The 22,780-nt window shown below is 61.6% G+C and carries 20 protein-coding genes; 10 read left to right on the top strand and 10 right to left on the bottom strand.

Translation table 11 applies throughout. The features are described from left to right. The first annotated feature begins 18 nt into the window (after positions 1-18). Positions 19-801, top strand: coding sequence for a DNA repair protein RecO (recO, locus tag C0V97_RS10610; RefSeq protein WP_127102565.1), 783 nt, complete (start codon positions 19-21; stop codon positions 799-801). 78 nt (positions 802-879) lie between these two features. Here recO and C0V97_RS10605 read toward each other — a convergent pair whose 3' ends face one another. Together C0V97_RS10605 and C0V97_RS10600 are read right to left on the bottom strand one after the other, a co-directional pair. After that, a complete protein-coding gene (locus C0V97_RS10605; protein ID WP_127102564.1) occupies positions 880-1,773 on the bottom strand; it encodes a Brp/Blh family beta-carotene 15,15'-dioxygenase in 894 nt (297 codons plus the stop codon). Positions 1,774-1,789: 16 nt separating this feature from the next. Continuing rightward, positions 1,790-2,500: a bacteriorhodopsin gene (locus tag C0V97_RS10600; RefSeq protein ID WP_127102563.1), complete on the bottom strand. Its 711-nt coding sequence runs from the start codon at positions 2,498-2,500 to the stop codon at positions 1,790-1,792. A 243-nt stretch (positions 2,501-2,743) separates the two neighbouring features. On the opposite strand from C0V97_RS10600, the gene parC reads away from it, so the two are divergent. Further along, positions 2,744-4,966 (top strand): DNA topoisomerase IV subunit A, encoded by a 2,223-nt coding sequence (gene parC / locus C0V97_RS10595; RefSeq protein ID WP_127102562.1) that lies wholly within the window; start codon positions 2,744-2,746, stop codon positions 4,964-4,966. On the opposite strand, the gene C0V97_RS10590 is transcribed toward parC, so the two are convergent. Beyond that, positions 4,967-5,824 (bottom strand): arginyltransferase, encoded by an 858-nt coding sequence (locus tag C0V97_RS10590; RefSeq protein WP_127102561.1) that lies wholly within the window; start codon positions 5,822-5,824, stop codon positions 4,967-4,969. Positions 5,825-6,207: 383 nt separating this feature from the next. Here C0V97_RS10590 and cls point away from each other — a divergent pair, with 383 nt between their 5' ends. Further along, positions 6,208-7,626, top strand: a complete 1,419-nt coding sequence (cls, locus tag C0V97_RS10585; RefSeq protein WP_127102560.1) for a cardiolipin synthase — start codon at positions 6,208-6,210, stop codon at positions 7,624-7,626. On the opposite strand, the gene C0V97_RS10580 is transcribed toward cls, so the two are convergent. Both C0V97_RS10580 and C0V97_RS10575 read right to left on the bottom strand, forming a co-directional pair. Then, positions 7,610-8,248 carry an endonuclease/exonuclease/phosphatase family protein gene (locus C0V97_RS10580; RefSeq protein ID WP_233582103.1) on the bottom strand — a complete coding sequence of 213 codons (639 nt, stop codon included), beginning with the start codon at positions 8,246-8,248 and terminating at the stop codon, positions 7,610-7,612. The two genes, cls and C0V97_RS10580, sit on opposite strands and share 17 nt — an antisense overlap. A gap of 92 nt (positions 8,249-8,340) precedes the next feature. Then, entirely contained in the window at positions 8,341-9,396 is a 1,056-nt protein-coding gene (locus C0V97_RS10575; protein ID WP_127102558.1) for an AI-2E family transporter, read from the bottom strand. A gap of 94 nt (positions 9,397-9,490) precedes the next feature. Between C0V97_RS10575 and C0V97_RS10570 the strand changes: the two genes are divergently transcribed. Both C0V97_RS10570 and metC read left to right on the top strand, forming a co-directional pair. Next, positions 9,491-10,333, top strand: coding sequence for a sulfurtransferase (locus C0V97_RS10570; protein WP_127102557.1), 843 nt, complete (start codon positions 9,491-9,493; stop codon positions 10,331-10,333). Positions 10,334-10,346: 13 nt separating this feature from the next. Then, complete coding sequence (gene metC, locus C0V97_RS10565; protein ID WP_370265426.1) at positions 10,347-11,570, top strand: cystathionine beta-lyase; 1,224 nt, start codon at positions 10,347-10,349, stop codon at positions 11,568-11,570. A gap of 4 nt (positions 11,571-11,574) precedes the next feature. Here metC and C0V97_RS10560 read toward each other — a convergent pair whose 3' ends face one another. The 3 genes from C0V97_RS10560 to C0V97_RS10550 form a co-directional block, all read right to left on the bottom strand. Continuing rightward, entirely contained in the window at positions 11,575-13,065 is a 1,491-nt protein-coding gene (locus C0V97_RS10560; protein WP_127102556.1) for a YifB family Mg chelatase-like AAA ATPase, read from the bottom strand. A 79-nt stretch (positions 13,066-13,144) separates the two neighbouring features. Next, complete coding sequence (gene serA, locus C0V97_RS10555; RefSeq protein WP_127102555.1) at positions 13,145-14,395, bottom strand: phosphoglycerate dehydrogenase; 1,251 nt, start codon at positions 14,393-14,395, stop codon at positions 13,145-13,147. 55 nt (positions 14,396-14,450) lie between these two features. Next, positions 14,451-15,251, bottom strand: a complete 801-nt coding sequence (locus C0V97_RS10550; RefSeq protein WP_127102554.1) for an inositol monophosphatase family protein — start codon at positions 15,249-15,251, stop codon at positions 14,451-14,453. 155 nt (positions 15,252-15,406) lie between these two features. Here C0V97_RS10550 and C0V97_RS10545 point away from each other — a divergent pair, with 155 nt between their 5' ends. From C0V97_RS10545 to smpB, 4 genes are all read left to right on the top strand, one after another. Beyond that, positions 15,407-16,138, top strand: a complete 732-nt coding sequence (locus tag C0V97_RS10545) for a 3-deoxy-manno-octulosonate cytidylyltransferase (RefSeq protein ID WP_127102553.1) — start codon at positions 15,407-15,409, stop codon at positions 16,136-16,138. Further along, complete coding sequence (locus C0V97_RS10540; protein WP_127102552.1) at positions 16,135-16,974, top strand: prephenate dehydratase; 840 nt, start codon at positions 16,135-16,137, stop codon at positions 16,972-16,974. The genes C0V97_RS10545 and C0V97_RS10540 overlap by 4 nt, the downstream gene beginning before the upstream one ends. Positions 16,975-17,059: 85 nt before the next feature. Next, positions 17,060-17,956: a 4-hydroxy-tetrahydrodipicolinate synthase gene (gene dapA, locus C0V97_RS10535; protein ID WP_127102551.1), complete on the top strand. Its 897-nt coding sequence runs from the start codon at positions 17,060-17,062 to the stop codon at positions 17,954-17,956. Positions 17,957-17,959: 3 nt separating this feature from the next. After that, entirely contained in the window at positions 17,960-18,451 is a 492-nt protein-coding gene (smpB, locus tag C0V97_RS10530) for an SsrA-binding protein SmpB (protein WP_127102550.1), read from the top strand. A gap of 460 nt (positions 18,452-18,911) precedes the next feature. On the opposite strand, the gene C0V97_RS18845 is transcribed toward smpB, so the two are convergent. Continuing rightward, on the bottom strand, positions 18,912-19,583 hold the full coding sequence (locus C0V97_RS18845) for a cold-shock protein (protein WP_305006501.1): 672 nt from the start codon (positions 19,581-19,583) through the stop codon (positions 18,912-18,914). Between the two features lie 360 nt (positions 19,584-19,943). On the opposite strand from C0V97_RS18845, the gene C0V97_RS10520 reads away from it, so the two are divergent. Continuing rightward, positions 19,944-20,918, top strand: coding sequence for a lipid A deacylase LpxR family protein (locus C0V97_RS10520; protein WP_233582106.1), 975 nt, complete (start codon positions 19,944-19,946; stop codon positions 20,916-20,918). A 134-nt stretch (positions 20,919-21,052) separates the two neighbouring features. On the opposite strand, the gene C0V97_RS10515 is transcribed toward C0V97_RS10520, so the two are convergent. Then, positions 21,053-22,654, bottom strand: coding sequence for a GGDEF domain-containing phosphodiesterase (locus C0V97_RS10515; RefSeq protein ID WP_127102547.1), 1,602 nt, complete (start codon positions 22,652-22,654; stop codon positions 21,053-21,055). Between the last annotated feature and the right edge of the window lie 126 nt (positions 22,655-22,780).

The raw sequence follows: 22,780 nt of genomic DNA, 5'->3' as shown, positions 1-22,780 counted from the left end.
TCGAAACGGGCGCGGCGCATGAATTTCGAGTGCGCCGCGATCGTCCTCTCCGCCCGCCGCTACGGCGAGGGCGGGGCGGTCGTCCATCTCTTCACTGAAGAGCATGGACGCATTGCCGGTCTGGTGCGTGGCGGCTCGTCACGACGTCAGGCCGCGCTCTGGCAACCGGGCAATCTGATACTTGCTCGCTATGCCTCCCGCCTGTCCGACCAACTCGGGCATCTGAGCGGTGAGATGGTGCAGGAAACAGCCGTCAGGCTTCTTGACCGCCCTTTACAACTCGCTCTGGTTCAGTCTGCGGCAGAACTTGCCGACGCTGCCCTCCCGGATCGAGAGCCTCATCCCGATTTTTTCCTGCAAACCGTGCGCGATCTGGCGGCATTCTGCGTGTTGGCCGATCCTGCGCCTGTCGTCGATTATGTACGCTGGGAAACGGCCCTTCTGGCGACGCTAGGCTATGGGCTGACGCTCGATAGCTGTGCCATTTCCGGGGATACAAGCGATCTCGCCTTCGTTTCTCCCCGGACGGGACGTGCCGTGAGCCGATCGGCTGCGGGCGTCTGGGTCGATCGTCTCCTGCCTCTGCCCCGCTATCTGACATTGCAGGGCGCTGAAAATGAGGGAGATGACCCCCCTGCCTGGGCCGAGGGCCTCGCACTGACAGGGCATTTCCTCTCCCGACACTTGTTCGGAGCGCGCCACAAGCCCGTGCCCGGCGCCCGTGAACGGCTGGAGCAGCGTGTACGGGCGCTGGTCGACGCGCAGATAGCCGTAGAACAAAGCGACGATACGTCCTTCTGATACAGATCTGCCTGAAGGTCTCCTTATAGAAGGTACCCAGACATAGGGCATTCGGGCAGCACATTCAGACGGGAATGCTCATCTGGAGAGGGCGGCTCTCTCGCTTTCCAGCACGAGGGCAAACAGCATATGGGGCAGAGTGAGCGCAGCCAGGAGCTGGAAGGTAAGCGCCAGCAGGCGCTCGGAGATCATCCCTGTATAGAGAGGATAAAGCGCTGCCCCGATGGCAAGCGTTGCGATCGTCAAAGGCAGGGCATAGTGCAGGGCTGATGCCTGCGAGACAAGCCGTGGCCAGGTCGGGTCCCTGATCAGCGATGCAACATGGGCCGGAGCGTGCTGGAAGACGAAATAGATCATGAAAGCCTGAAGCGGCGGAAGTGCAGCAAACAGGGCAAGCAATCCAATCAGCGCGAAGACCCTCCGGAACCGCTCTTGAGCAGGAGATGCCCCCAGCCAGGCGCATGCGACGAGACTCCAGACCGGAAACAGCCAGACAAGCCATGCCGGTGGCATGTCCAGCCGTGACGGGGGGGCCATGGCGCTCAATAACAGAGCGGTAGCGTCTGGGTGGAAAACGCTGGGCAGGATCAGGGGGGCGCCGCCGAGCACGAGAAGATCGGGCAGAGCATTGCTGCCTTCTCGCGTCTCCGTGCCGAAATGCCACAGCGAGAGCGCAAGAAAGAGGTTGAGCGTGACGACTGGAAAGAGCCGCCATGAGAGCAATACGAGCAGCACCAGCAGCAGATAGGGCAGGGCAAAGACGGGAAACCAGAGCGGCCCGAAGGACGGACGCAGTTTCTGCCGTGCCATTTCGCCGTCAAGCGCCCCATGCGGCAGACCAAAGAGGACGATCACGGCCAACGCCATGATCGTGTTGCCCAACCAGAGTGCGGTACCGCAGGAAAGCGCGGCCAAGCTCCAGTAAAGCAGATTGAACCTGTTGCGCGGCCCGATAGTGGTCAACTGTGCCATACCGGGCCTTGCGCCTTCAGATCGTGGTCAGCTTGCGATCATCGCTGAGACTCAGGAAGCCAAACCCCACCTTGGCGAGGACATCGGTGATTGCGATGATCAGCACGCTGGCGGAGTCCGGCACGATGCCGAGCCCGTCCGGAGAGAGGGCGAGAATGATCGGGTAGACCATCCAGAGCACCGACAAGATGGCGGCGCTGCGCAGATAAGCGCTCTGCACTTCCGGGCGTTCGAGCCGATTGGCCTGCAGTTGCGACACCCAGATGACGTAATAGACGCCCAGAAAGGCGACGCAGGACAGGACAAACCAGATCCAGCGATCAATCACGTTTTCAGACGCGCTGAAGGCGAAGGCCGTGATGATCATGATCACATCCGCCGCAACAGCGCCCAGCAGAAGGTCGGCACGCTTGCGCCCGCGAAACATGCCGAGGAAACCGAGACCGACGAGCAGAAGCGGCGTCGTGAACACCCAGTCGATATAGCGGCCAAACCAGAAGATCCGGGTCGTGCTGGCGGCGCCAGCGAGAGTGGCATCGGTGGGTAGGAGAACAGCACCCTGACCGGTTGCCATGGCCACGTAGAGGCATCCCGCAATGATGGGCACGATGCCATGGGCGAGGCTCATCACCCCTTCGGTTTCCGTGCGCCTTTTGCCCAGGAGCAGCAGGGCCGTGCCACCGGCAAACATGATCAGGGCCGTCAGCCAGAGAACCGTCAGGGTCATATTCGCTGTCTTTCACGAGAAGAGGAGAGCGATGAACGGCGGTTGACACATAAAGTTGTAAATCGATTATATTGACATCATCCATCCCCGGCTGCGCCACGCGACAAGTCCATGACGCCCTCCCATAGTGGGGGCGTGCATCGTGCCGGTGGGGCAGAGTGCAAACGGGAACAAAAACGGGGTATTTGCACTGGACAGGGCGCGCTCCCCCGCCTTATCTGCCCTGAAACGAAAGGGCGTCGCATGAGTCAGGATCTGGCAGGTCATATCGAGGATACCAAGCTCGCCGACGCGCTGAGCGAGCGCTATATCGCCTATGCCATGTCGACCATCATGGCGCGTTCACTGCCGGATGTGCGTGATGGAATGAAGCCGGTTCACCGGCGCATTCTCTACGCCATGCAGCAGCTTAAGCTGGACCCGACTGCCGGTTTTAAGAAATGCGCCCGTGTGGTCGGTGACGTGATTGGTAAGTTCCATCCCCATGGTGACGCCGCCGTCTATGAGGCACTGGTCCGTCTCGCGCAGGACTTTGCCGTGCGGTATCCGTTGGTCGAGGGGCAGGGCAATTTCGGCTCGATCGACGGCGATAACGCAGCAGCCATGCGTTATACGGAGTCCCGACTGACGGCTGTAGCGAAGGCCCTTCTAGAGGGGATCGAGGATGACGCGGTCGATTTCCGACCCACCTATGACAATGAGGACGCGGAGCCCGTTGTTCTACCGGGCGCTTTTCCAAACCTGCTGGCCAATGGCGCGGCTGGCATCGCAGTCGGCATGGCCACCAGTATTCCGCCGCATAATGCCGCCGAGATCTGTCGCGCTGCGCGCCATCTGATCGAGAACCCGCAGGCGTCCGTTGAAGCCTTGATGCAGTTTATGCCGGGCCCGGATTTCCCCACCGGTGGCGTGCTGATTGAAGACCCCGCGAGCATGGTCACAGCCTATGAGACGGGGCGCGGCAGCTTTCGGACCCGCGCACGCTGGGAAGTGGAACAGGGGCGTTTTGGCACCTGGACCGTGATCGTGACCGAGATCCCCTATCAGGTGCAGAAATCACGCCTGATCGAGCAGATCGCGGAGCTCATGGAGCAGAAGAAACTGCCGCTCCTGGCCGATATACGTGATGAGAGCACGACAGATATCCGTCTGGTTCTGGAGCCCAAGACCAAGGGGATCGAGCCGGAAGTGTTGATGGAGACGCTTTTCCGGGTAACGCCGCTCGAGAGCCGCTTCAGCCTGAACATGAACGTTCTGGATGCCAATCGTGTGCCCCGCGTCATGGGGCTGCGCGAGGTTATCCAGTCCTGGCTCGACCATCGAGAGATCGTCCTCGTGCGTCGGTCTCAACATCGTCTGAACGCGGTCGAAAGGCGTCTGGAAATCCTCGAGGGCTTTCTGGCCGTCTATCTCAATCTCGACGAGGTCATCCGCATCATCCGTGAAAGCGACGAGCCCAAGTCCGAATTGATGCGTGTGTTCAGCCTGACCGATCTGCAGGCCGAATATGTGCTCAACATGCGCCTACGCTCGCTGCGCCGTCTCGAGGAAATCGAGATACGCAAGGAGCGCGATGCCCTGCTGAAGGAGAAATCGGGGCTTGAGGGCCTGCTGGGCAGCGAGCGCAAGCGGTGGACGCGCATTGGCAAGGAACTCGATGCGACGGCGGCCAGCTTCGGCGAGGGCGCGCTCGGGACGAGGCGTACGCAGATTGCCGCGCCCCCCGAACCGATCGATCTGAGCGCCGCCATACAGGTTGATCGCGAACCCCTGACCGTGCTGCTGTCACGAGAGGGCTGGGTGCGCGCCATCAAGGGGCATGGGATCGATCCCGAGAGCCACAAGTTCAAGGAGGGAGATGCGTTCGGCCTGTCTCTCGAATGTCAGAGTACCGAGCGTCTGTGCCTGCTCGTGAGCGGTGGGCGCGCCTTCACGCTCAAGGCGGCCGACCTGCCGCGCGGCCGTGGCTTTGGCCAGCCTATACGCGTTCTGGCCGATTTGCCTCAGGATGAGGAGATCATCGCCTTCTTCACCCTCGACGAGAGCGGGCGTCACGTTCTGGCCAGTGAGTCCGGACGTGGCATGATCGTGAGGGACGCGGATATGGCGGCCGAAAAGCGTACAGGCAAGCAGGTGTTGACCCTGCGTGACGGTGATCGGGCGGCCTTCTGCGTGGCGGTGACCGGTGATCAGATCGTCACCATGGGGAGCAACCGCAAGGCACTGAGTTTTGCGGTGGAAGCCCTGCCCGAATTGACCAAGGGTATGGGCGTGACCATCCAGAAGCTCCCCGCAGGTGTCAGACTTGTCGAACTGCGTCTGTTCAGCCGGGAGCCGGGGCTCGTCTGGCATGAGGGACAAAAACCGCGCAGCGAAGCAGATCTGGCGGTTATCGCAGGCAAGCGCGCCGATCAGGGCAAGGCAGCTCCTCAGTGGATGACCCGCAAGGCTCCGGCACGAAGCTGATCAGATCGGCTCGCTCGCAGCGTTGTCCGGCAGGGCAGCGCCATCGGGCGATTGGTCGGGCGCTGGCTGCATGGCTGTAAGAGGATCGAATTTCGGCGCTCCGGGTGCTGTCGAACCGGGCAGGGGAGAGGCCTTTGCTCCCAGTTGATCGGCCAGACGGTGCCATTGTCCGGCTCTCAGGATCTCGGCGGCCTGGAAGCGCGATTTGTATCCCATCTTGGCGCTGCCAGGCACCCAGTAGCCAAGATAGAGATAGGGCTTGCCGCGGCTTGCAGCCTCGGCAATGAGCCACAGGATCGAGGCGGTCCCAAAGGACCGGTGCGGGTCGTCCAGGCAGTAGAATGTATAAACCGCGGACAGCCCGTCAGAGAGCATATCGACGAGGGACACACAAACCAGTCTGCCCTCGCGGGTCCGGAACTCGAACACGCTCGTCTCAACCGGGCTCGTTTCGATCATCGACTGATAATCATCCAGTCCCATCAGCGCCATGTCACCATCGCCATGGCGATGCTCCTGATAGGCGCGAAACAGCTCATATTGCTCTTCAGTGGCGATGATCGGCCGCTCGGTAACCACGAGATCCGCGTGGTCGCGTCGCACACGTCGCATGGTGCGATCGGGTCTGAAGGCGAAAACCGGCAGGCGTATGGGAATACAGGACTGGCAATTGCTGCAGACGGGCGCGTAGACGATGCCGTGACTGCGGCGGAAGCCCGCGCGCGAAAGCCGGTCATGCAACTGATCGGCATCCACCCCCGAGAGTTCGGTCATGACCTTGCGTTCGGTGCGACCAGGCAGATAGGGGCAGGGTGAGGGCTCGGTCGTGTAGAAGAGCTGGGGTCGATGCGCGGACATAACCACCCTTTCTCTCCTTCACTTAAAGGGCGTACCAAGCGGCGGCGGCCCATTATTCACCTCAGAGGCCCGTTTTTCGGGGGCCGATCTCGACACAAGCACTCAAGCCCCGCAAGGCCGCTGATCCGGTCCTGACTGACCGGGCCGTATGAGGACGGCGCCGCGAGATCGGCCAGCCTTTCTGTAGAGCCGCGATCGTCGCCTCTGCCCGACGCGTCCCGGACGCCCTCCGCATCCCGACCATGCCCATAACCCTTGCGGCCCCTTTCGGGCCGTGGGGCCCGTGGACGAGCAGGATGCGCCTTTCCTCCATATTTTACGATGAATTTCAGAGTTGCAAGGTGCCGGTCTTTGAATTTCGCTCGAATACGCTAACGTTATGAATGATGAGCTGGCCTGTAACCCTGTTCGATGCCTTCATGATCCTGCTTCGGTTGGGTCTGGCGGTGGCGGTGACCCTTCACGTTCTGAGAACGAAACAGAACACGGCGGCATGCGCCGGTTGGATCGGGGTGAGCTGGCTCATGCCGATTTGTGGTGCGCTGCTCTATCTCATGTTCGGGATCAACCGTGTGCGGCGTCTGGCCCGACGTCTGGTGAGCGATCATCACTGGCGCGGTCGCGGAATGGCCTATTCCGCGCAGATCCGGCTCAAGGGAGAGTTCGCGCCTCTGGCACGCATGATCGGCAAGCTGACCGAGCGTCCCCTGCTGGGGGGTAATGCCATCATCTGCCTGCATGATGGCGACAACATCTATCCGCGCATGCTCGACGATATCGCCTCTGCGCGGGTTTCGATCCTGCTCTGCTCCTACATCTTTCGCGATGACCGCATCGGTCAGCAATTTGTGGAGGCGCTCGCCGCTGCACAAAAGCGCGGCGTGGCCGTGCATGTTCTCGTCGACGGCATTGGCGGCGGGTACTTCATGAGCGGTATCCATAAGGCCCTGCGGGCGCGCGGCATCGCCTGCGAGCGCTTCATGCACTCGCTCTGGCCCTGGAAGATGCCGTTCATCAATCTGCGCAATCACCGCAAGATGCTGATCGTGGATGGCCGCGTCGGCTTCATGGGGGGGCTGAATATCGGTGAGGAGAATCTGCGCCGACTGCGGATCAAGCATCCTGTCGCGGATACGCATTTCAGGCTGGAGGGGCCGGTCGTTCATCAGTTGAGCGAAGCTTTTGCCCGGGATTGGTCCTTTACCTGCGGCGAGCAACTCGACGGGGCGGTCTATTTTCCGGAGCTTCAGCGTCAGGGCGACATCCCGATGCGCGTGGTGACGTCAGGACCGGATAACGATCTGGAGAAGATCGAATTCTCCATGCTGCAGGCGATTGCGCTGTCGCGTCATTCCGTTCGCCTCATGACGCCTTACTTCCTGCCCAATGAACGGCTTGTTTCCGAGCTCTGCCTCGCCGCGCTGCGCGGCGTCAGGATCGACATTATCCTTCCTCGGCGCAGCAACCACCGCCTGATCGATTATGCGCGTGATGCAAGTCTGGCGCCCTTCCTGCAGGCAGGCTGCCATATCTGGATGAATCGCCCTCCCTTTAACCACGCGAAGCTGCTGGTGGTGGATGATTCCTGGTCCTTCGTCGGAAGCAGCAACATCGATGCGCGCAGTCTGAGGCTCAATTTCGAGATCAATCTCGAGATCTACAGCGAATCTGTGGCCCAGGAACTGGCCGTGTTCATGGAAAGCCATCGCTCAGGTCGGCTGACCCATCATGCCCTCGACAGCATGAGCGCGTGGCGGAAGATACGAAACGCCTCTGTCAGACTATTCATGCCCTATCTTTGAGTCGCCTGCGGTCTGCCAGCCGTTGAAAAAACGCGCGATGGGCATCAGGAGCGTCCAGACGCAGGGTGACGCTTATGGGATGATGGTCGGAGCTCTGATTGGGCAGGACCGAACTCCGCAACGGGGTCATGTTGCGTACGAGGCAACGATCGAGCCTGATCGGCAGGATGTCCGCCATGCGATGCGTTGGCTCCCGCGGGCCAACGTCACGAAACCCGGGCAGGAGGGGCGGCCCGACCAGATTGAAGTCACCCATGACGAGCGCGTGGGGGCGCAGGATGGGGGCGATGCGGCGCAACTGGCGGCGATTGAGGATTTGTCCGTGAGACAGATGCACGTTGGCGATGGAGAAGGACCCGAAATCGATCAGCTGCGCGGTCCGTTTGACGACCAGCCCGGAAGGAAGCGCACAGGAGATCGGCGCTCGCCTGAAAGCAAAGCGGCTCCAGCAGGCCGTTCCGTGAATGCGGTCGGGCAAGGGGATACGGGCGTAATGGCCACCGAGGATGGAGGGCAGGCGATCAAACGTACCGACGGCCTCCTGCATCAGAAAAATATCCGGCTGCAGGCTGCGCGCGAGATCGACCACTTCATCCAATGGCGCGCCGACAGCGCGAAGCAAATTCCAGCTCAGAATCGTAAAACTCTGTCCTATATACGGGACAGATCTGTCCTGTATTGGTTGAAGAGGCGATTCTTGGGAGAGAGCCAGGCTCATTGCACCAGTTTCTTTTCAGTCTGATAGGCGCCGCGCGCGAATTCAGTTGTGAGTGTATAGCCCACGCCGAGCAGCACAGGCCCCAGGAAAATGCCTAATCCGCCCAATGTGACGACGCCGCCCAGCACTCCCAGCACCGTGAGCAGATAGGGAAGCTGTGCACCGCGCGCGATGAAGGCAGGGCGGATGATATGATCGGCGCCAGAGATGAAGACGATGCCGTATCCGGCGAGGAAGAGCCCCCATCCCAGGTGATGATGGAGTGCGAGCCAGATCGCAGCGGGCGCCCAGACCAGCGGCGCCCCGACCGGGAAAACCGCAACGAAGGCGGCTACACCGCCCAGAAGAACGGGGGCGGGAACACCCGAAATGAAAAGCCCGATCGAGGTCAGGACGCCCTGGACGATGGCTGTGCCCAGAATGCCATAAACCGTGCCACGAATGACTCCACCGATGATCGTGATCAGCCGATCCGCATAGGTGCCGGTGATGCGCGTCAGCACCGCCTTGATGACCCGGCCGAGCGAGTCGCCGCTGATCCAGAAAAACAGGGCGATGAACAGGGCCATCACGAGTTCCGCCAGCCCGCTTGCCATCTGCATCAGGGCCTTCAGGGCGTAGCGCGCGATTTGCCCCGCATAGGGGTGCAGCGCCTCGCCCAGCCCGCGAACGTCATGGCTCCAGTGCAGATAGGCATTGGAGAGCTGTGGGCCGAAGGCAGGCAGGGAAGCCAGCCAGCTCGGCGTGGGGTGAGTGCGCCCGAGCGCCTCGATCTCGGTGTTGATCCCGCCAATGATCAGCGGCAGATCGGCAATGCCGGTCGAGGTGAGAAGGGCGAGTGGCATCACGATGGCGATGGCGCTTCCTACCATCATCACGACCGCCGCCAGGGAGGGGCGCATATGCCGGCGCAGACGCTTGAAGAGGGGCCATGTCGTGAATGTGAGAATGGCTCCCCACAGAATGGCGGAGAGAAAAGGCCATAAGACCACGCCGCAGCCATAAGCGACGCCAAGCAGGAGCAAGCCAAGCATGATGCGTTCGGTCGTCACGAAATCTCCCGTCGCCGCCTCTGGCACCAGTTGACCGGATAGTCGTTCTGGCTGCTATCGTGCGGTTCTCAACCCGTTCTTGCAAGGTCTGCCCATGACGCTGAAACCCCTCATCGATGCGCAGACCCTGTTGACGCTGCCAGCGCGTCGCTACCGTTTCCTCGACGCCTCGATCCTGCTCCCCGGGCAGGAGGGCGATCCTGAAGCGGATTTCAGGGAGTTAGCGCTTCCGGGCGCCATTCGTTTCCGGATCAACGAGATCTGTGATCATGGCAACACCCTGCCGCATATGGTGCCGGGACCTGCGCTCTTCGCCGATTTCATGACGGCGCATGGCATCGATCGTGAGACAGGGCTGGTGTTCTATGACCGTGCTGGCAGCATCGGGGCGTGTCGCGCTCATTGGATGGCTGATCTCTTTGGTCATGACTGCGCCCACGTGCTCGATGGGGGGCTGGCGGCCCTGCAGCAAGCGGGGATCGCCCTCGATGCCCTCCCTGAACCGGCGCCGTATTCCAATACTGCTTATCAAACGCGTGCCCGCTATGCCCGTCTCGCCGGAAAGGGTGATGTGCTTGCCGCGCTTGGGGATCCGGATCGCGTGATCCTTGATGCACGAAGCGCGGGGCGGTTTCACGCCCGTGTCGCTGAACCGAGGCCGAACACGCGTGGCGGGCACATGAGAGGGGCAGTCAATCTGCCTTACGGAGATGTGCTCGATGCCGAAGGGTATTTCCTGCAGCCTGAGGCGCTTGTCGCGCGTTTGGCGGCCTGCGCAATCGGCGCGAGGCAGGTCATCACCAGTTGCGGCTCGGGTTTGACAGCCGCCACGCTGACCATGGCGCTGCGTGTTGCGGGGCATGCGCCCGGGCAGCTTTACGACGGGTCCTGGGCAGAATGGGGAAGCGACCCCACTCTCCCCATCGAGACCTCATAGGAGACTGAACAGAGTGGAAAACACCGCAAAGCAGGTTACTTCCGGTTGGAAGCGCCTGTCCTCCCTCCTGGTTCAGGGCGGTCGCCCGGAGCCGACACCGCAGGAGGGAAGTTTCGTCAATGCCCCGGTCACGAGGGGTTCGACCGTGCTTTTCCCCTCGCTGGATGCCATGAAGGAGCAGGGGCTGCGCAGCCACGAGCATGAGCTCATCTATGGCGCCATGGGCTCTCCCATTCAGCATGAGCTCGAGAAGCTGATCGCACTGATCGAGGGTGGAACGCATACACAGGTGGTTTCCTCGGGCCTTGCTGCCTGCACCCTGCCGCTGCTCGCTTTTCTGAATGCGGGCGATCATCTGCTTTTACCTGACTCGGTTTACGGGCCGACACGGCGTTTTGCCGGAACCATGCTTGCGCGCATGGGTATCGAGACAAGCTATTACGCACCTCTGGCCGATGAAGAGGCCTTGCGTGGCCTGTTGCGTGACAATACGCGCGTCATTTTTGCGGAGAGTCCCGGGAGCCATACTTTCGAGGTTCAGGATATCCCGATGCTGGCGCGCGTGGCCCATGAGCATGGTGCTCTGCTGATGCTCGACAACACCTGGGGGATCGGCATCTTCCAGCCTTTCCGCCACGGGGTGGATGTGTCGATCCAGGCCCTCACCAAATATCCGGCAGGACATTCCGATGTGATTGCCGGGGCGATCACGGTCGCCGATGGCGCGCTCTGGAAAGATCTGCGCGACTCAGCCATTCAGATCGGCCAGCTAGCCGGGCCGGACGAATGCTGGCTGACGCTGCGCGGATTGCGCACCATGGCCGTACGTCTGGAGCGGCAATCGGCCTCGGCTCTGCTGGTGGCACAATGGCTGCGAGGTCGGCCCGAAGTGGCAAAAGTCCTTCATCCCGCCTTCGAGGAATGCCCGGGTCATGAATTCTGGGCACGTGATTTCGAGGGCGCGAGTTCACTCTTCGGCGTTGAGTTGCGCGCGGATCTCTCGGTTGCGGCGATGCGTGACATGATCGACGCGCTCGCATTATTCGGTATTGGCGCGTCCTGGGGCGGGTATGAAAGTCTCGTTCTTCCGACTACTGGCGGGGTGAGGCGCTCGCTGCCGAACGCCATGCCGGAGGGGCCGAGCTTTCGCCTGCATATCGGGCTGGAAGACCCGAATGACCTCATCGCCGATCTCGAGGGCGGTATGGAAGTGCTCCGCGCCTCGGTAGCGGGCTGACGTTTCAGCGAAGTCGGAACCCCAGGGCCTCGCGCAGATGCGGGGCCTCTACATCATTAGCCTGGTCGAGATCGGCGATGCTGCGTGCAACGCGCAGCAGCCGTGTCAGACCGCGGGCAGAGAGGCGTAGTTTCGTCCCCGCCTCGCTGACCAGCGCGCGGGCATCGGCACTCAGAGCGATGTCGAGGGCGCTGACCTGGGCATTGGAAACGCCCTGTCGGGCGATCTGCCTGGCGCGGGCGGCCACTACGCGCGCCCGGACGACCGCGCTTCTCTCCCCAGAGGGAGCAGTTATCATGTCGAGCGGGGAGACCGGGGTGACGAAGAGCGAGAGATCGAGCCGGTCCAGCATCGGGCCTGATAGTCTTGCCTTATACTCTTCCCCGCATTGAGGGGCCTTGCGACACGCCCGTTCCGCATCGCCCAGGTAGCCGCAACGGCACGGATTCATGGCCGCGATAAACTGGAAACGGGATGGGTAGAGCACCGTCTGCCGCGCACGGGCGACAGTAATCACCCCTGTTTCGAGGGGCTGACGCAGGGATTCGAGACAGGCGCGGGAAAACTCTGGAAGCTCGTCAAGAAACAGCACCCCGTTATGGGCAAGGCTGACTTCCCCCGGGCGCGATCGTGCTCCGCCACCGACTAGTGCGGGCAAGGTCGTGGAGTGATGCGGCGCACGAAATGGCGGCTCCGTGATGAGTGTGCTGCCCGCGGCCTGACCGCCGAGACTGTGAATGCGGCTGCATTCGAGTATTTGTTCATGGGTCAAGTCAGGCAGGATGGACGGCAGACATTGCGCGAGCATGGATTTTCCCGCACCGGGCGGGCCCGACATCAGGAGGGAATGCCCCCCGGCGGCCGTGATTTCGAGTGCGCGCCGCCCCATATCGAGACCCTTGATGGCCGACAGATCAGCCCCTTGCGGCGTGGGGGGCACGCGTTCCAGCTCGGGCGCCGGCAGGACATGGTCCCCGTTGAAATGGCCCAGAAGGGCACGCAGGCTCTGCGGGGCGAGAATATCGAGCGCATCGCTGGCCCAGCGTGCCTCCTGCGCCTGCGGGGCGGGGCAGATGAGGCCCAGCTGAAGCCCGATCGTCTCGAGCGCTGCCGAGAGTACACCCCCTGTGGCCTGCAAGCGGCCATCCAGCGATAATTCGCCGATTGCGGCATAGGCACTTATCGCTTCGTGCGAGAGAATCCCCATGGCGGTCATGATGGCCAGTGCGATGGGGAGATCGAAATGCGAGCCTTCCTTCGGAAGGTCAGCGGGCACCAGATTGATGAGAATACGCTTGGGCGGCAGGGCCAGACCCAGGGCGCCGAGGGCGGCACGGACGCGTTCACGAGCCTCACCCACGGTCTTGTCTGGCAGGCCCACGATCACGAAAGCGGGCAGGCCTGAGGCAATCTGGATTTCGACGGTGACCGGAATGGCGTCGATGCCCGCAAACGCAAAGCTCTGGATACGGGCGATAGAAGAAGAAACGGTCACGGCACCAACGAATGATCAGGAACAGAAAATTCTGTTCCTGATCATTACCAGCGGTGCATCAATAATTCATCAAATTACTTCAACGCTGATAGATCAGCCTGGCGCGCATTGTGCCCTTGAGGTCGCGCAGGCGGTTCAGCAGACGTGTGTCGAGTTCACTATCGGGGCTGGCATCGGTTTCCACCACCACATAGCCGACCTCGCCATCCGTCTGCAGATATTGCGCGACGATGTTGCAATCCTCGCTCGAAAAGATCTCGTTGATCTGGCGCATGATGCCGGGGCGGTTTTCATGCACATGCATGAAGCGTGTGCCGCGGGGGCGCTCGGGCAACTGAACAGGGGGGAAATTCACTGCGCCCAGCGTGGAGCCGACATCGGAATATTCAACAAAGCGTTTCGCGACTTCCACGCCGATACGCTCCTGAGCTTCCATGGTCGAACCCCCAATATGCGGGGTGAGAATGACGTTGGGCAGGCCCTGCAGCGGTGAGACGAAGCTCTCTCCAGCGCCCTTGGGCTCTTTCGGGAACACATCCACGCCGGCACCCATCAGATGCCCGTCGCGGAGCGCGGCGGCGAGCGCGTCGATATCGACCACCGTGCCGCGTGCGTTGTTCAGCAGAATCGAGTTCGGCTTCATCGCCCGAATTTCGGCCTCGCCAATCATGTCCTTGGTCTGTTCGGTCTGCGGGACATGCAGGCTGACGATATCGGACTGGGCCAGCAGATCATTCAGCGTGTCGACCGGGGTGGCATTGCCATGAGGCAGCTTGTCCACCGTGTCGTAATAGATAACGCGCAGGCCGAAGGCCTCGGCCAGGACGGAGAGCTGCGAGCCGATGGAACCATAGCCGACAATCCCCAGCGTCTTGCCGCGAACTTCCCAGGCGTTGAGGGCAGATTTGTCCCAACCACCGGCATGGCATTGCTCGGAGCGCGACGGAATGCGGCGCAGGAGCATCACGATCTCGCCCATGACCAGTTCGGCCACCGAGCGCGTATTGCTGAAGGGAGCGTTGAAAACGGGAATGCCTGCCATGCGTGCCGCGTTGAGATCGACCTGATTGGTTCCGATGCAGAAACAGCCGATCGCCATAAGGCGGTCAGCAGCCTCGATCACCGGTGCCGTGAGTTGCGTGCGTGAGCGGATACCCACCATGTGCACCCCTTTCAGGGCTTCTGACAGGGCCTCGCCCTCGAGCGCCGTCTTTACACAGGTCACCTGCTTGTAGCCCTGGGCGGCAAGATGCTGGGCGGCGCTTTCATGAATGCCTTCGAGCAGAAGGATGCGAATGCGGTCTTTGGGGAGAGAAAACGAGGCTTCCATGTCTGGCTCCTGTCAGCGGCGCAAATCCGAAAAGCGGTGCTAGCCCATACGCGGGTCAGGGGGAAGGGCGAAGACTGGCGATGGCCTGGGAGAGAAGCACCTTGTCCCCGCAGGCCAGCACCGTGCCGTCGCTTTCTAGCGTCAAAGGGGCGCCTTGCCAGTCCGTCATCACCCCCCCCGCACCGGTGACCACGGGTACGAGGGCGGCCCAGTCCCACGGCTTCATTGTGCATTCGGCAATCACATCGATCTGCCCAAGAGCGAGCAGCCCGTAACCATAGGCATCGCCGCCCCAGCTCGTGCGTCGCGTGGCCGCCTTGAGGGCGGCGAAACGCGCATCGAAAGGCGGGATCAGCATGTCTGGGGAGGTGCAGGAAAGCTCTGCCGCACCCAACTTCGGGCAGGATCTCGTGCCGATGATACCGGGCAGCATGCTGGACTCGAAGCGCGTCGTCTCGCCCTCCACGCCGATCCATCTTTCGCGGGTGAGTGGCTGGTCGATGATGCCGAGAACAGGCTTGCCGCGCCAGAAGAGCGCGATCAGCGTAGCAAAGCTGGGGCGACCCGTGATGAATGCGCGTGTCCCATCGATTGGGTCCAGCACCCAGACGAATTCTCCCTCGATGCCGGAAAGGCCGAATTCCTCGCCGAGGATCGCGTGGTCGGGATGGGTCTGCGCGATCATGCTGCGCATTGCCGTTTCCGCCTCGCGATCGGCCCGCGTGACCGGGCTCTCATCGCTCTTGTCATCCACCGTCAGCCCTGACCGGAAATGGGGGGTTACGGCATGACGGGCAGCATCGGCGCAGGCGAGCGCGGTTTGCAGACAGATGGCGAGATCGGGCAGCGGTGACATGGCAGGCAATCCGGAAAGGGAAGGGGCCAGAGAAGACGGGCGCCCCTCGCGTGACGGGGGTAGCAACGCGCCGATTGACGCATCCTGGGGGGTGCGGCATGTCTGGCTATGCGCTGTGACCTTCACAAGACAAGCGGAAAGCCTGCTTCTATCTCATGAACCCCATCATCGTCATCCCATCGCGTCTCGCTTCGACGCGCCTGCCAGACAAGCCGCTGGCGGAAATCGACGGCGCCCCCATGATCCTGCATGTCGCGCTGCGCGCCAGAGCGGCCTCACTCGGTCCCGTTCTCGTCGCGTCCGGAGATCAGGCGATCCTCGATGCGCTGGCGGGACACGGGATCGAGGGCATTCTGACCGATCCCGCGCTCCCGAGCGGGTCTGACCGGGTTCATGCCGCTCTGCGTGAGTATGACCCCGAAGGGCGCCATGATGTCGTGATCAATCTTCAGGGGGATCTTCCTCTGATAGCGCCTGACAGCATTGCTTCCGCTCTGATGCCCGTTGCGCAGGAAGGGTTCGATATCGGCACGCTCGTCGCCCCGGTCGAGACAAAGGAAGAGGCTGAGCGCAGTTCCGTCGTGAAGGCCGCCTGCGCCTTCATGCCGGGGCGGCCTGTGGCCCGTGCTCTTTATTTCTCGCGTCAGCCTGTCCCCTGGGGCGCGGGGCCTCTCTGGCATCATATCGGCGTCTATGCCTGGCGTCGCGAGGCGCTGGTGCAATTCGTTTCCCTGCCACCCTCGCCGCTGGAGCTGAGGGAATCGCTGGAACAGTTGCGTGCGCTCGAAGCGGGTATGTCGATAGGCTGTGCGGCGATTGACGCAGCGCCGCTTGGCGTTGATACGCCTGAAGATCTCGTTCGTATCCGTCAGGCGCTCCGTTCATGACACAGATCATCGCTTTTCAGGGGCGCCCCGGCGCCTATTCCGATCTCGCCTGCCGCGTCGCGCGGCCGGGCTGGGAAACGCTCCCATGCCCGACATTCCAGGCCGCTATCGACGCGGTGCGTGAAGGGCGCGCGACGCTGGGGATGCTCGCCTGTGAGAACTCGCTGGCTGGCCGCGTGCCGGAAATTCATGCCCTGCTGCCTGACGCAGGGCTGCCGATCATTGGCGAGCACTTCCAGCGTGTCGAGCATTGCCTGATCGCTCTTCCCGGGACGAAGCTGGAAGAGGTCAAGCGCGTTCACACCCATCCTGTGGCGCTGGGGCAGATACGCAATCTGCTTCGTGAACTCGAAGTCGAGGCGTGTTCCGCCTTCGATACGGCCGGGGCGGCGGAGATGATCCTAAAATGGCAGTCGCGTGAAGACGCCGCCATTGCGTCCTCGCTCGCGGCCGAACTGAACGGGCTGGAAGTGCTGCGCGCCAATGTGGAAGACGCTGCGCATAACACGACACGCTTCTATCTTGTTGCGCGCGAGGCGGCCTGGCCCGCCGCCGATGCCGAACGTGTGATGACCACACTCGTCTTTCGCGTGCTCAATCGTCCGGGCGCTCTCTATGAAGCGCTGGGCGGCTTTGCCGAGAGCGGGGTGAACATGACCCGTCTCGAGAGCTATATGAGCCCTGGCACACTGACAGCCACTGGGTTTCTGCTCGATGTCGAAGGGCATCCAGAGCAACCTGCTCTGCGTCGCGCCCTGACGGTGCTCGAGGGGTGCAGCGAAAATATTGCCATATTGGGTGTCTATCCGGGCAGTCCGTCCCGCTATCCGGAATAGGGACGCGCGCCGCGATATCCATTTGACAGCGGCGTTTAGAGTTCTATTTAGCAGCAGATTCGTTCAACGCGGCAGGTGAGGCAACATGGCACGGAACAAGGATTTCAACGGGTCTCTGACCGCGCTGCTGACGCCTTTTCGCAAAGACGGAACCGTCGATCTGGCCGCCCTTGAGCGCTTCATCGACTGGCAGATCGATCAGGGCACCGCGGGACTGATTCCGGCAGGAACCACCGGGGAAAGCCCGACCCTGACCCATGACGAGCACGGTATGGTCGTTGCGCATACGGTCAAGGTGTCCGGCGGTCGTGTGCCGGTGATGGCCGGCGCAGGTTCGAACAGCACGCATGAGGCAATCGGCATGGCGCGTCATGCCAAGGCGGTCGGTGCCGACGCCTTGCTGGTTGTCGCGCCCTATTACAATAAGCCGACGCAGGAAGGGCTGTATCAGCATTTCATGCTCGTGGCCGATGCGACCGATCTGCCTCTTTACGTTTACAACGTGCCGGGACGTTCGGTCGTTGAAGTCCTACCGGAAACGATGGCGCGGCTGGCCCAGCATCCCAACATTGTGGGCACGAAGGATGCGACAGCCAATCTATCGCGCCCATTGCAGCTTCGCGCTCTGCTGGGGGACACGCCTTTCACGCTGCTGACGGGTGATGACGGAACCGCCGTTTCCTTTCTCGCCGCAGGCGGTACGGGCTGCATCAGCGTGACCGCCAATATCGCGCCACGCCTTTGTGCCGAGATGCATGCAGCCTGGCAGGCCGGCGATGTGGCCAAAGCGATGCAGATCCAGCAGCGCCTAACCCCGCTTCACGATGCCATGTTCTATGAAAGCAATCCCGGCCCGGTGAAATATGCAGCATCTCGTCTGGGACTATGTGAAGCGACGGTGCGTCTGCCGCTCTGCGAACCGGGCGCGGCCTCGCGCGCTGTCATCGACGAGGCCATGAAGAAAACCGGCCTGTCAGGATAAAAAGTGGCTGAAAAGAAGAAATCCGGTCTCATTTCGCACGGCATCGCTGCGCAAAACCGCAAAGGCCGGTTCAATTACACCATTCTCGAAACCGTTGAGGCAGGGTTGGTCCTGAAAGGGCCGGAGGTAAAGAGCCTCCGTATGGGGCGCGCCGCCATCAACGAGGCTTATGCTGGTGAACGCGATGGCGAGATCTGGCTGTTCAACTCCTATATCCCGGAATATCAGGGCGGCGTGCTTTCGCGTTTCGACACGCGCGCGCCACGCAAGCTTCTTCTGCACAAGAAGCAGGTGGCGCACCTCCTTGGTGCAGTCTCGCGCGCCGGGGCGTCGCTCGTGCCGCTGGATGTGCATTTCAACGCACGCGGCCGCGCAAAGCTGACGCTCGGTCTCGGCCAGGGGCGCAAGAAGGAAGACAAGCGCCATGCTATCGCCGAGCGCGACTGGCAGCGCGACAAGGCGCGCCTGCTGCGCAGCAAGGGTAAGGATTACTGAATAATCGATCCTCGACTCGCTATCCCATTTTCCAACGCTGCACATAAGGAAAGCCATGCCTCTCGGTGCATGGCTTTTTTCATTTGGTGGATTGTCGATGTGCCGAGACGGGCGGGCGAGAGAGGGGCAATGTAACGGGCACGCGGGTTCGGTGGCCGCACGGCGCTTCCCTGGTGGGATGAGGCCGCGCTTTGAGCGCTATCTGGAAACACGCTCGAAGCTGACTGGTAGAGGAGTCCCGTTCGCGAGTCTCGTTTTGGAGCGGTGACGAAGGAGTCTGAGCCCGAGGAAAGACGGGGAGAAGCATGAGGAATGGCTGCGCCATTCACTTCGACGATTGCACACCCTGATGCTTGGGTAATCGACCTCGTAATCAGCGAGTATTGCCATAGCAGATCTGACACGCAGGCACAAAAAAACCCGGCACGATAGCCGGGTTTCTTCGGGATCAGAAAGCTGATCAGGCGATGTTGATGTCGGCTGCTTCCGGACCCTTCTGGCCCTGAACAACCTTGACATCGACAGCCTGGCCCTCGTTCAGGCCGGAAAGGCCCGAGCGCTCGAGAGCGGAAGCATGGATGAAGATATCCTTGCCGCCATTTTCCGGCGTGATGAAGCCAAAGCCCTTCGTGGCGTTGTACCACTTGACGATCCCGCGAAGGTCCTGAGCCTGCGAAAGGTCAGGGGCCGGGCGGGCCGGACGACCACCGCCAAAAGCGGGGCGCGGGCCAGCCGGGTTGAAGGCGGCGCGCGGGCGCGGTGCTTCAGCCGTGCTCGTGTCTACGTTGAGGACCTCAGCGACCTGACGACCCTTGGGGCCCTGGCCGATGCGGACGTTCAGCGTGGTGCCCGGATTGACGCTGGTGTGGCCAGCGGTGGACAGCGCATTGGCGTGAAGGAAAACGTCGCCCGATCCATCAGCGAGCTCGACAAAGCCGAAGCCCTTCTCGCTGTTGAACCACTTGACGCTGGCGCCCACTTCCGGGCCAGACGCCAGAACCTGTGGGCCGCCCGAAGGGGGACGACGATTTTGCATCCCGCCGCGGTCACCAAAGGAGGGTGTCATGAAATCGTCGTCGAATCCGCCGCGGCGCGGGGAACGTGGGCTGCGGTCGGTACGGTTGCTTCTCAACGGTCTAATCCCGAGATCTGAGCGGTGATCCATCTGCGTGAGAATCACCAGTGTTGTAAGTCGAAACGGTGTGCACGGGCCTGCCGGCTGGTACGGAACGGGCTATGTCCACAGGGGGTTTCATCCAGACCCTAACACGGTTTTTTCCGACTATGCCACTGGAAAACGTGGCTCGATTACCACGATCTTCTTCATATCGCGTTTTTATGAGGGGATAGTCTTGCTGTTCCGCCGGAGCACTGTTTCCAGATACGTGGAATGCGATAAGGTGGCGGCCTATTATTTCGGAAGGGGATGGATTTGCGCTGTTCAAAGTCGCGCTGGCCGAAAGCCAGACAGGTAACGACCGGCTCGCTCTCGATTGTCGGTCTTGCGCTGGCCAGCGCGGTTGCCGCCCACGCCACACCGAAGCAGGATCCTTACGGCACATGGACGCTGCAGGGTGAAAACGACGCCGTCTCGACGTTCAAGGGAACATCCGACCAGTATTACACCTCGGGTCTGCGTTTCAACTGGACCTCGGGCACCGATAACCTGCCCAAGCCTTTTGCAGATGTGAACCGGTTCCTGCTTGGTGACGGCGTACAGCGCGTGAGCCTGGGTGTGCAGCAGCTCATCTATACCCCGCGTGACACGCAGCTCGCCCAGCCGCTCCAAGGCGATCGCCCCTATTCGAGCCTTCTCCTGGGTACGGTCAATTTCATCAACGACACCGATCTGTCGCGCAGTGTTGCGGGTATCCAGTTTGGCGTGATGGGTCCTGCCGGTCTGGGTCGTCAGTTGCAGAATGGCTTCCATGGGGCCATCGGCGACACCAAGAACCGTGGCTGGCACACCCAGCTTCAGAACCAGCCGATCTTCCAGATCCAGGCCGGGCGTATCTGGCGTCTGCCAGTCGTCAATCTTTACGGTATCAGCGCCGATGTGCTGCCTGCTGTTTCGGGGGCAGCGGGTGATTACCGCACCTATGCCGATGCAGCGGGCACGTTCCGTATCGGTCAGGGTCTCGACAGCGACTTCGGCAATGCGACCATCGGGCCGGGGCTCGACGGCACGGATGCGTTCGTCGCGACCCGTCCCGTTGCCTGGTATCTGTATGGGGGCGTCGAAGGTCAGGCGGTGGCCTATGACTCGACTCTTCAGGGCAATACACTGCGTTCGAACTCACCCCATGTCAGCAAGACCTGGGATGTTGGCATGATTCACGCCGGTCTCGCGGTTATGTGGCACGGCGTGCGCCTCTCTTATAGCCAGAACTGGCAGACGGCGCAGTTCAAGACTGCCAAAGCGGGCCTGTTCAACTATGGATCGCTCAAGCTCTCGGTCAAGTTCTGAGAGCTGCGGCTGGGCTGGTTTGGCCATCCTGAAAAAGAGGCCCGGTTGCCATCGGGCGACCGGGCCTTTTCTGTTCGATCTCCTGGGCAGGTCGGGCCGCGGCTCAGGAAGCGCGTCCGGTCGGGGGCCTCGGTTCAGAGATAGTCGGGCGTCGGAATGCCCAGCAGATAGCCCTGCACCTCTTCGCAGCCGTAGGAGTCGAGGAAAGCCATCTGGCGCTCGGTCTCGACCCCTTTCGCGCAGCACGAGATTCCGAGTCGGCGCGCCATCTGAATGGCCTGTCCCATGACCTCGTTCACGCGACGATCGTCATTGAGCCGAAGCATGAAGGAACGATCGAACTTGATCTGGTCGACCGGGAAATTGGCCAGGCGTTCGAGTGAGGAATAACCCGCGCCAAAATCATCAAGGGCCACGTGCACGCCAAGGGCGCGGAGGCGGGACAATTCCTGATAGGCGATATCGCGCGGGCCGAAAGCTCTCTTTTCAGAAAGTTCGATCTGCAGGCGTTCCGCAGAGAGCCCCGTCTCCCGCAGCACGCTCTCGACCATGGCGGAAAGTTGCCGCTTCGCGAGCCAGGTGGGCGAGATGTTCACGCACACCCTCAAAGGGTGGCTCCACCCCGCGGCAGCTTCGCAAGCGTGTTTGAGACTCCAGTGATCGAGTTTTTCGATCAGACCGCCGTTTTCCGCGCATTGGATGAACACATCGGGCGGCACATGCCCGGAACCCGGTCGTTCCCAGCGCAGAAGGGCTTCAAGCGCCACCACTGTTTGCGAGCCCGGCGCGATGATCGGCATCCAGTTCAGGGAGAGTTCGTGACGCGCCACAGCGCCTGCCAGGTCGCGCTCGAGATCAGAGGTGCCGATCAGGGTGGCGATGCTGAGCGAGGTTGCGCGCCGCTCATGCGCCCCGCCATGACGCCGGACCTCGGCCATTGCGGCGTCAGCTGCCTGGAGCATGGAGGCCGAGTTCGTACCGTCCTCAGGATAGAGCGCCCAGCCGATCGAGAACGACGCCTGGATTTCACTCCCATTGATCCGGATGGCGGGTGAAAGTGTCTGCCTGACCATATCCACAAGGCTTCTGGACATGACCATCGAGGTACCGGGCGGCGACACGACGAGGATGCTGCCACCGCCTGCATAGCTGAGGAAGGCATGAGCAGGCAGGATCGTCTGGACGCGCCGGATTGCCTCGTCAATCACGAGATTTGAGGTTTCCCATCCGAAGCGGAGGTTTAGAGCGTTGAGGTGATCGAGATCAATTTCGATCACCGAAAAGCTGGCCTTGCGTGTGTCGTCCGCCGTATTGTCGATCAGGCGATGGATATGTGCGCCGCAAAGCCCGCGATCGGGGAGGTCGGGACGTCGTGTCTGGAGGGTCTGGTTCCCGAGGATCGTCCGGGCACACACCGCGAGATAAGGCGCGAGGTCCCGCAACTCGGCTTCATCCACCGACCCCGGGATCTGCGCGAGGAGGGTGAGGTCCTGTTCGAGAGCCAGTCCGAGCTGAAAACCTTCCCCGTTCCTGTTGAGGTAAAGCCCGTCGGGCGCTTCGCACACCGATTTGACGCACTCGACCGTAATCTTGGTTTCAACCATACCCTCGCTAGCGATCTCGATCAGTTCGTCCCGGGGATCGAAACCGCAGATACAGATCGAGGAGGCGCTGAGCAGCCTGCGCGCGATTTCGAGTATCGCGGTATGAGGCTGAAGCTGGGTGATGGATGACATGTCGCCTCTCTTCGATCGGGGAAATCCGCTTATGAAAGGTAACGCAGGTTTGGGCAAGCACAACACCGCGTCGGATCATGACATCATTTCGAGTATTATTGCAAAAGATTAAATAAGCAATTTCCT

Origin of the sequence: Asaia sp. W19, from assembly GCF_003994335.1 — a bacterium.
Lineage (GTDB): Bacteria > Pseudomonadota > Alphaproteobacteria > Acetobacterales > Acetobacteraceae > Asaia.
The sequence above is the reverse complement of the archived record's forward strand: the minus strand, read 5'-3'. Positions and strand labels throughout refer to the sequence as shown.

What these genes read in the sequence shown, in the direction of transcription:
- recO (WP_127102565.1), top strand. Translation starts at nt 19, where the DNA reads ATGAATTTCGAGTGCGCCGCGATCGTCCTCTCCGCCCGCCGCTACGGC.
- C0V97_RS10605 (WP_127102564.1), bottom strand. Translation starts at nt 1,773, where the DNA reads ATGGCACAGTTGACCACTATCGGGCCGCGCAACAGGTTCAATCTGCTT.
- C0V97_RS10600 (WP_127102563.1), bottom strand. Translation starts at nt 2,500, where the DNA reads ATGACCCTGACGGTTCTCTGGCTGACGGCCCTGATCATGTTTGCCGGT.
- parC (WP_127102562.1), top strand. Translation starts at nt 2,744, where the DNA reads ATGAGTCAGGATCTGGCAGGTCATATCGAGGATACCAAGCTCGCCGAC.
- C0V97_RS10590 (WP_127102561.1), bottom strand. Translation starts at nt 5,824, where the DNA reads ATGTCCGCGCATCGACCCCAGCTCTTCTACACGACCGAGCCCTCACCC.
- cls (WP_127102560.1), top strand. Translation starts at nt 6,208, where the DNA reads ATGATGAGCTGGCCTGTAACCCTGTTCGATGCCTTCATGATCCTGCTT.
- C0V97_RS10570 (WP_127102557.1), top strand. Translation starts at nt 9,491, where the DNA reads ATGACGCTGAAACCCCTCATCGATGCGCAGACCCTGTTGACGCTGCCA.
- serA (WP_127102555.1), bottom strand. Translation starts at nt 14,395, where the DNA reads ATGGAAGCCTCGTTTTCTCTCCCCAAAGACCGCATTCGCATCCTTCTG.
- C0V97_RS10550 (WP_127102554.1), bottom strand. Translation starts at nt 15,251, where the DNA reads ATGTCACCGCTGCCCGATCTCGCCATCTGTCTGCAAACCGCGCTCGCC.
- C0V97_RS10545 (WP_127102553.1), top strand. Translation starts at nt 15,407, where the DNA reads ATGAACCCCATCATCGTCATCCCATCGCGTCTCGCTTCGACGCGCCTG.
- C0V97_RS10540 (WP_127102552.1), top strand. Translation starts at nt 16,135, where the DNA reads ATGACACAGATCATCGCTTTTCAGGGGCGCCCCGGCGCCTATTCCGAT.
- dapA (WP_127102551.1), top strand. Translation starts at nt 17,060, where the DNA reads ATGGCACGGAACAAGGATTTCAACGGGTCTCTGACCGCGCTGCTGACG.
- C0V97_RS10515 (WP_127102547.1), bottom strand. Translation starts at nt 22,654, where the DNA reads ATGTCATCCATCACCCAGCTTCAGCCTCATACCGCGATACTCGAAATC.